The sequence below is a fragment of the Candidatus Hydrogenedentota bacterium genome (genome assembly GCA_012523015.1).
Taxonomy (GTDB): Bacteria; Hydrogenedentota; Hydrogenedentia; order Hydrogenedentales; family CAITNO01; genus JAAYBJ01.
This window is the reverse complement of record JAAYJI010000041.1, coordinates 1-8,954: the sequence shown is the minus strand read 5'-3', so window position 1 is coordinate 8,954 and position 8,954 is coordinate 1. Positions and strand designations below refer to the sequence as shown.

At 52.8% G+C, this 8,954-nt stretch carries 8 protein-coding genes; all 8 read right to left on the bottom strand.

Annotation, left to right across the window (positions count from 1 at the left end):
* The coding region (locus GX117_01840) for an ATPase (GenBank protein ID NLO32088.1) at positions 1–727 on the bottom strand (727 nt) is incomplete at its 3' end.
* A 383-nt stretch (positions 728–1,110) separates the two neighbouring features.
* Positions 1,111–2,598 carry an ammonia-forming cytochrome c nitrite reductase subunit c552 gene (locus tag GX117_01835; GenBank protein ID NLO32087.1) on the bottom strand — a complete coding sequence of 496 codons (1,488 nt, stop codon included), beginning with the start codon at positions 2,596–2,598 and terminating at the stop codon, positions 1,111–1,113.
* A gap of 21 nt (positions 2,599–2,619) precedes the next feature.
* On the bottom strand, positions 2,620–3,099 hold the full coding sequence (nrfH, locus tag GX117_01830) for a cytochrome c nitrite reductase small subunit (protein NLO32086.1): 480 nt from the start codon (positions 3,097–3,099) through the stop codon (positions 2,620–2,622).
* A gap of 264 nt (positions 3,100–3,363) precedes the next feature.
* Positions 3,364–4,578 (bottom strand): immunoglobulin domain-containing protein, encoded by a 1,215-nt coding sequence (locus tag GX117_01825; GenBank protein ID NLO32085.1) that lies wholly within the window; start codon positions 4,576–4,578, stop codon positions 3,364–3,366.
* A 495-nt stretch (positions 4,579–5,073) separates the two neighbouring features.
* Entirely contained in the window at positions 5,074–6,009 is a 936-nt protein-coding gene (gene pssA, locus GX117_01820) for a CDP-diacylglycerol--serine O-phosphatidyltransferase (GenBank protein ID NLO32084.1), read from the bottom strand.
* Entirely contained in the window at positions 6,000–6,656 is a 657-nt protein-coding gene (locus GX117_01815; protein NLO32083.1) for a phosphatidylserine decarboxylase family protein, read from the bottom strand. Before GX117_01815 ends, pssA begins: the two co-directional genes overlap by 10 nt.
* A gap of 30 nt (positions 6,657–6,686) precedes the next feature.
* The gene (gene radC, locus GX117_01810) at positions 6,687–7,451 is read right to left on the bottom strand and encodes a DNA repair protein RadC (GenBank protein ID NLO32082.1); all 765 of its coding nucleotides are present in this window, start codon (positions 7,449–7,451) and stop codon (positions 6,687–6,689) included.
* Positions 7,452–7,516: 65 nt separating this feature from the next.
* Positions 7,517–8,954: methionine--tRNA ligase (gene metG, locus GX117_01805; protein ID NLO32081.1), on the bottom strand; the 1,438-nt coding region annotated here is incomplete at its 5' end.

Here is an 8,954-nt window from a genome sequence, read left to right as displayed (position 1 = left end):
TGCTCAGACCGAAAATAGTGAAATAATAGACCAGACGCCGCGTTTCCCGTTGCAGCGCTGTACCCTCCCGCGTTACCGATTCCAAGGAACGGCCGATCTGACCGAAAGCAGTTCGACTTCCCGTGGCGATCACCTCCGCCACGCCCTGCCCGCTCGTAATTAAAGCACCGGAATAGATGAAAGGTAAATCGTCGCCGCCGGGGCGGGCGGCCTTTTCGTCTTCTGAGCTTGCGCGCTTGCGTACGGGAACAGATTCTCCTGTCAATAACGACTCATCGGCACTAAAATTGATCGCGTGGCGAAGGATGGCATCGGCAGGAACTCGATCCCCTTCCACCAACAGGATCCAGTCGCCGCGGACCACTTCGCGGCCCGGGATACGACGCCGCACCCCTTCGCGCAGCACGAGCGCCCGCGGGCTGGACAGGTCGCGGAGACTATCCAACGCGCGCTCTGTACGCCGTTCCTGCACAATGGTGATCGTCATAATCACAAAGACAAAGCTCAGCAACAACAGCGCGTCGACGGGCTCGCCCAGAAAGAAATAGAGGATTCCGCAAGCCATCAGCATGAGGAACATCGGTTCGCGCAACACTTCAAGCACCGTATCAAAAACGCGGTGTTTGGAGGAGGCAGGCAATTCATTGGCGCCCTCTTCCAAAAAGCGGCGGCGCGCCTCTAACTCACTGAGTCCGTGTTCGTGTTCCTCTTCAAAATTCCAGGACATGGTCTGACTTCCGTTATCTTGATAGATTTAATCGAAACTGACGAACAACAGAACTGTCTATGACACAGACCAAACGAGGGTTTTATCTGTGACGGTTTCCGGCAAGTTGCCCGCATAAAACGATGTTAGTATAGCATAGCTCTTCAGCAGCATGTGGATTATAGCGAAGCCACGTGCGCAGAAAATAGCTGCGCCATGGCGGCGTGTATTTCGACGCGTCACGCCCGAGGTTTTTGCGTCATTAGAGCGCTGTGTCATAGACCTTGGTCCGGTACCGGCGCCTGCCTCCTTGTGCACGCTTCGATCCGTCCGGTCCATCAGAAAAGCCGCAGCTTCTCTTTTGTAAAAAGCTGCGGCTTCGATATCTCTAGTGTGTCTTGTGTTTAGGTGAGTTCCGGGGCGGCTTCCACGTCTTCCACAGACTCTTCTGCAGCCGGTGCCGGCTTAGGCTCAGGAAGGGCGGCAGCGGTAGTCTGACGGCCTAAGAGCACATTGCCCTTGCGCAGGTAATCCATGGCACGGAAAAGGATTCGTGCCGATTCCTGGGGCGCATGAAAGCCTTGCGAGTTTTCCGCCTCCACAAAATCGATAAGGAAGGTAGCGGCACGTTGACACTTGTAGGCTTCTTCCAAAATGGCTTCGTCAACACCGGCTTCTTTTGCCGCGAGAATGGAATCAATATATTCCATCAGTCCGTCTAAGGCCTGTCCCACCATTTCTTCAGAACGGTCTTGGATACGTTCGACCCGTTCGCGCAGTTCTTCTTCCGGCGCACGGTGACAGCCCTGACAGGCGTTGTTGATGTTCAACATGGGGCTGCGCACATGGTGATCGGAAATTTTTAAGGCGCCTTTACGCATATACGGCATATGACAATCGGCGCAAGCGACGCCCGCCGCGGCATGGGTGCCTTGGCTCCAGGTCTCGAATTCCGGGTGCTGTGCCTTCAGCATAGCGGCGCCCGTATCGGCTTGCGTCCAATCGGTAAAGCCGATTTCATCGTAGTACGCCATGATATCATCGCCCCGCGTTCCTTTGTACCAAGGGAAGGTAAGGCGGCGGCTCTCATCGGGCGCAAAATAATATTCCACGTGGCATTGTGCACAAATGAAGGCGCGCATTTCTTGGCGCGTCGCCATAGTATCGACATCATAATCGTCGATGCCTTGAGAAGCTTTCAAAGCCCGTATACCGGTTTTGAAAGCGGGCCGGCTAATGCGCAATTCCATGGTGTCGGGATCATGACAGTCCAGACAGGATACAGGATGCTCAACGAGCTTGCGCGCCTCTTGATAGGTCATGGTATTGACTTTCTCAAAGCCGGCTTGCATGTCCCCGTTGCCCAGGCTGTTATACACGGCAAACATGGACGCGTGACAATTCATGCAATTGCCATATTGTTGCACCTGCTGCCGTTTGGTGAAACTTTGATCTTCCAGCATATAGGCGTGACCCCGTTTTTCGCGATAATCAATGGCGAAAGAGTAGCCTGCCCACATACGTTTCAGCCGCGGGTTCCGTTCAATTTTACTGCCTGCCACCGTATCCCGAGGATCGTCAGCGTCGGGCATATGAGGCAAGGCTTCGCTCCCGCCAAAGCGCGTCCGCTCCATGTCTACGGTCCGTTTATATTGGTCGTATTGCATGGGGAAATTCATGCCCCAAATGGCGGGGTCCACGGTTTCGTTGGTCACTTCCACGACGCGCATAAAAGGATTGCGCGCCTCCTGTTGGCGCTGGAAGATATTGACCAACAACGCAGTTACGCCCAGAGCGGCAGCGAAGGCAATAAGGCCCACAACAATAAGGATACCCAACCAGCCGCGCCCTTGGCGGGCTTCCTTTTTGGATGCACTTGAATCTAAAGTCATAAATACACGCTTCCTCGTCTGTTATTTCAGGTGTCCCACGGTATCATGGCATCGCAGACAATCCAAAGCCTGCGGACCATGTCCGAAACAATCTATTTGTGTGACAATATCACCATGACAATGCCTGCACGCCCCTTCGGTGACCCGTTGGTTGGACGCACGGATCTGTATATTATCCGGGAACCAACCGGTGGTAAAGGCCAAAGAATGATGAAAGCCATTGGTTGCTTTCACCAAATATTTGCCAAAGAAATTGTGGGGCGTATGGCAGTCGTTGCAGACCGCAACGTGCTTGTGGCTGGACTTAATCCAAGCGTCCAGATACTCTTGCATGACGTGACAGTTGGCGCAGGTTTCAGGGGCGTCTCCTAAATAAGAGATGCCTTTCGCATAGAGGAATGTATAGCAGCCCACACCGCCGAGCAGCCCGCCTGCTGTCCCTAAAAAGAGCAGGATAAACAAGACCAGACCGCTGCGTCCATTTTGGGAGTCTTTTGCCATTCGCATCACCGCACGCTTCCCTTCTTGCTAACCAAGTAATAATGATAGATCAACTGCCGTCACAACACCGGCCCATGCTCTTCTTTGGAAGAACAATCGGTGCTGCTCAATCTTATAGGAGACCGAAAGCTTAAACTTAAGGCGGCAGTGAGGAACCCTTGCCTGCGCTTAAAAAACAAAGGGGTTGCGTGAACATCTTTACTACCGATATTCACGCAACCCTAACAATCATTTTAATAAACCGCGTACGAAAGCATCATAGGCTTATTTGCGGCGACGCAGACCGGCAACACCGGCCATAGCACAGGCACCGGCAAGAGCAACGAGACCAAGGGCGCTGCCTACGGGCACGGCCATATCCACTACAATGAGCGTATAGGTGATGCTGTATTGAGCAACGTCTTTGGCTTCGATGTCGACGTCTACACGGTATACACCGCTGTCGCTGACTTGGGCATTGGGGATAACAAGCTGGCTGCCTGTTTCATCATCAAGGATGCCGCCATCTTTGAACCACTGATAGCCGACTGCCGAACCTTGTCCGGGTTTCACGGAGACGGAGAAGACAACTTCAGCGCCGAGAGGTACGCGTTTGCCGGCAGGCGATACATTGAGTTCTAAAGGATTCGGAGGAACTTGGTCCGGATCCATGATCGCAGCGATATATTCATCGGCGGAATATTCGAGGAAGTTCACGAAATAGCCATATTCTTGGGCGTTGGTTGCACCGTCGCCATCATAGTCGCCATTCGGACCTAATGCAGGGATGGCTTCCGTAATGGCCTGAATACCACCTTCGGGCGGTTCTAAGCCAATATCGGACAAGAGCAGCAGCAGCGTATCCAGCGCAGCGTTGGTATCAGCATCACCCAAAGTGGCGAAACCGCCAAGGATACCGGCCAAGCTGGGAATAAGATTGGGAAGGCCACCGGCCGCAGCAATAAATCCACCCTCGACAAGGGCATCAATAATGAGATCTTTAAGTACCGTGAAATTGCCTTGGAAAGCAGCCATTACCTCTGGGGCGCCTTGGTTATAGAGCGCCTGCAGCAGTCCCAGTTCGTAAAGGGCATCGGGGATGCCGTTAGGCGTTACGGGAATATCTGCATCCAGATCTAAAGGTCCATTGATATCCAGGTTAATGCATTGGAGCATGGGACCGAGATAGGCCAAGTCGCCCAAGAGGTCTTCAAGTGCACCTAAGGAGCAGAAGATCATGTCGGCAAAGCCGCAAAAATCCAAGACGCCCGCAACCGGAGCCCAGTTTATGGGCTTACCTACCTCGGATTGATTAAACTTCGGCATGGCGGAAAGTGCAGTTGGTAAGGGGTTTCCATAGTAGTCTTGTGCGGGCGGGCACGAGTCACTGTCGCCATCAAGAAGGGGCTCGTGAGGGAAGGGCAGCGGGTCGTCTTGCGCATACACCATTGTCGACATGGCGAGCAGCAACACAGCAATCAGCAAATGTTTTTTCTTCATGGTTTCTAAATCCTCCTGTTGTCTTTTAAGAATACCTGTTGTAAAACGCTACAAAAACAAAATCTCCGGGCTTTACCCCTGCCATGAATTCACCAGAGAATCAATGGCGGGATTTAGCCACACAAACACTCCTTTCAACTTTCCAGACACTGCATCTATGCTTAATGATACACTAAAAAGACTTGAATGTCAAGCTTTTTTTTTCACTTTTTCTTTTTGTTATGTTCTTCGATTAAACGGGCCTCGCCGCCATGGGTTAACCCACTTCCGATCCCCCTGTTTGGGCAAGGGCTGACACGGGAAAATGCACGTCCATTCCGATACCTATGCCGCGTTTCTGTCCTGCCCATTGCCTTGTTTTCAAGGAACCTTCTCTGTATTGTTTTACCCACACCCACTTGTGTAAAGCCCATCGCTACGCTGTGTTGCCCTCTCTTTGATAGGCCGCGGCGCCTGCCCCATTACAGGTCTGCCATAGAAGGTTTTGTCTGTCTTTTATTCTGCACACGATTCTTTATCCTCGTGCTCGTCGTGTGAATAGCTGCAGTCGGTAATGACCCCTTCATGCAATGTATCGTCTTGGGGCAGATCAGGCATCATGGGTTCGTAGGCGTCTTCCCTGCCTGCGAGCCTGCCATAGAGGGTATCGCCGATCCCAAAGAATACATAGAAGAGTGCCAGCGGAAAAAGTACGAGGGATACACTTTTTACAAAAGCGTAATGCAGAATGATCAGACCCACGGCGCATATGGCGAGGGTTAGAAAAGCATTTTGCGGTCGAAACAAAAAAACCTTGAACCGGTCTTTCGGGAAAAGGATGGGACTAATCATGAGCAAGGCGAGGAGCACGGCAGTGGGTCCGAGCCCCACATAGGCGAGGCTGCCTAAGACGTGTCTGCCCAGGGGCTGTTCGAAGTAGATGAGGAAGAGCACAAAGGTCGCCAACACGGCAGCGGCGGCGGGTGTAGGCAATCCGACAAAGTAATCGCGTCGGCGCGCATGATAAACGTTGAATCGCGCCAGGCGCAAGATCGCGCAAATAACGTAGAGGATTGCCATATAGGATCCGGTCATACCGATGATGGATTCTGTTCTCGGCGAGAGCGGCAGGTGCGTATCTGCGGGCATATAGGCCATGAATACGAGAATGGCCGGCGCCACGCCAAAAGACACGGCATCACAAAGGCTGTCCAACTCTTTGCCGAAATCCGATTCACTGTGGGTGATGCGCGCCACGAAACCATCGAGCATATCGAATACAATGGCAATGAGAATGCAGGAGGCTGCCCAATGAAATTCGAGCCCAATGGAAGCGAGGATGCTTGTAATGCCCATGTACAAATTCATGGTGGTCATGACACTTGCGAGGACATTGATACGGGACCGCCGAAGCTTCGCCGGCCGGTCGTGTTTTTTTGGAATTAGTTGCATGGGAATTTTGCCAGTGCGGTGATGCCCGCTTTTGTTTTGGTGCCGAGCGCCACAGTAATTTCTGTGTCGGGGGGCATATACAATTCAACTCGAGAACCGAACTTTATCATACCAAATCTTTCGCCCCGTTTCAGTGACTTACCCGGCTGCGCCCGGCAGACAATACGCCTTGCCACTGCCCCTGAAATTTGGCGGATCGTGAGTAATCCGTGATCGGTGTCCAGCCACAAGGCATGGGACTCATTGATGCGGCTCGATTCGGGCGCCCGTGCATCTTTATATTTGCCCGGCGCATAACGCAGCTCCCTCACCTGCCCGTCGTAAGGCGCTCGGTTCACATGCACATTAAACACGGACATGAAAATGGAAATCCGTTGACTGGGTCCCTCGTAGTGCGGACTTTCGTCTAGCTGTTCAATGGCGACGATCGTCCCGTCGGCCGGTGATAGGAGCACGCCTGCTTCCGCCTCTGTATGACGCGGGAAATCACGGAAGAAGAGCATGGTTCCAATGGCGAGGAGCCAAAAGGGAATCGCGGCCCAGGTGACACCAAAGTGGCGCAACGCGACTGTTGCCACAATCGCCACGATAAAAAAAGGCAGATACTGGGGCAAGCCCTCACGCCATCCGCTAAAGGAAACGTCCATGTTCTTTTTCTCCCTATACCGATACCACCGCTACGTGAGGGTGGCATTATTTTTCTCGTCGATCAATCCCATGTCTTTCAAACTTCTATGCTGACCGTCACCGATAATGATATGATCCAAAAAGCGGATGCCCAAGAGCGCTGCCGCCTGCGCGAGGCGGCGTGTAACCGATATGTCGGCAGGACTGGGGTTGGGATCGCCGCTGGGATGATTGTGCACGACAATCACCGCGTGTGCGCCGTCGCGGATCACGGGTCGGAACACATCCCGAGGCATGCTCATGGTACCGTCCATACTTCCTTTACTGATCTCATCCCATTTGATGATTTTATTCTTGGTGTCCAGTTGGACACAAATAAAACGTTCCGTCTCATAGGCGCGTAATTCAGGCATCAAATAATTCACGATATCCTGAGGTGATGTCACTTGTTTTTCTCGGATGCGTCGGTAGGAGAGGGCGCGCTTCCCCAATTCCAAAGCCGCCTTAATGATGAGTGCTTGAATCGGCGTGATAGAACCGATCTGACACAATTCTTCTGCGGAAGATACACGCATTCGATGGAGTCCGCCTATTTTTTCGGTCAGCTTTTCGTAGGAGCTGCCCTCTTTCATCGATGCGTCGGTCGGATGCAAAAGGATTTCCAATAATTCGGAATCTTTCAGTGCTTCAGCACCGAGTCTGTAGAGGCGCCCATGGGCACTTTCAGCATCAAGTTGATTGAAGGCGTCAAAGACAAGATCATGGGCGTCCGGTTCCGTAGAGGTAGGGGTGTAAAATGTTCTTTCATGATTCACAAAGGCTCTTCCTATCCTTTAGGTTATCGGCTTATGAGGCGATATAGGCGCGTCATGCGGGGCTTTTAAAACGCGTGCCCTTCAAGGTGCGCCTGCGCCAATTCTTCAATATAGTCTGCTTCAAGTTTCGGGAAAAGAACGCGGGGCAGCTCCAGCCCATGTCCCGGTTCCAAAGGCGTGAGCGCTTCTTTCCAAAGATCCGTGCCCCCTTGGGGGCCGCCGTCGGGCAAGGGCAGCCGCAACAGTGCCGCCACTTGCGCCGCGCCATCGGGCAGGAAAGGCATCATGGCATAACACAAAGCCTTCACCAGCTGACAGCATATATAGAGGGTCGTCCCTGTCCGTTCGAGATCTGTTTTTCGGGTCACCCAAGGCTGTCGTTCGTTGAAATAAACATTCGCTTTTCGGCCCAGTTCAATATAGCGTTCCAGTGCTTGGCGAAACCTAAAGTTTTCCAAGGACTCAGCGATACTGTCCATTTGTGTTTTCATCGCGGCGAGGATCGCCTCATCGCCGGCTTCTAAAGCGCCGGGACGGGGCACTGCCTGATCGAAATGCTTTGTCGTCATCGTCATGGAACGATGAATAAAATTACCGACTACGTCGCATTGTTCGCCGTTGTAGCGGTTCATGAATTCGTCCCAATCGAAATCGGCATCTTTGCTCTCCGGTGCAATGGCACAGAGATAATAGCGCAAAGCATCGGTCGATAAATATTCCAATGCCCAACGGACGCTGATCATATTGCCCCGCGATTTAGAGCCCTTTTCCGACTGACCGGTCTGCCTGTTAAAAATATTTAGATACTCGTTGCCGACCACGGTGTCGGGCAGAATATAGTCTTCCTGACCCATGAGCATGGCAGGGAAAATGACCGCGTGAAAAGGCACATTGTCCTTGCCTATAAAATGGATCATCCGGGTCTGTTCGTCTTTCCACCACGGACGCCATGCGTCTGTATCGCCCAAGCGGTCTATGCCCCACTGCCGCGTATTGGTCACGTAGCCAATGGGCGCATCGAACCACACATAGATACGTTTGTCGGCGGCGTCGGGATCTGCTACGGGAATGGGCACGCCCCAATCGGTGTCTCGGGTGATACAGCGGGACCGTAAGTCGTTGACCCACCCGTAGGCGATTCCTTTTACATTGGCGCGCCATTCGGGATGGCTGTCGAGCCATTGTTTGAGTTTGTCGGAAAATCGGGGCAAATCCAAAAACCAATGGCGCGATTGACGGAGCACGGGCATGGAATTGTCGCCGGGCACATTGGAACGGGGGGCGAGCAGTTCCTGCGCCGCATATTGAGCGCCGCACGCCTCACACTCGTCGCCGTTGGCGTCGGTATAGCCGCACTTGGGACAGGTCCCTTTCACATAGCGGTCGGGCAGGAAGCGTTCCAACTGCGGTGAATACCACAACTCCACCGATTCGGTATGGATGAAGCCTTCTTCATCAAGCTTCGTAAAAAATTGTTGGGTCGAATCCACATGGAGCGGCCAT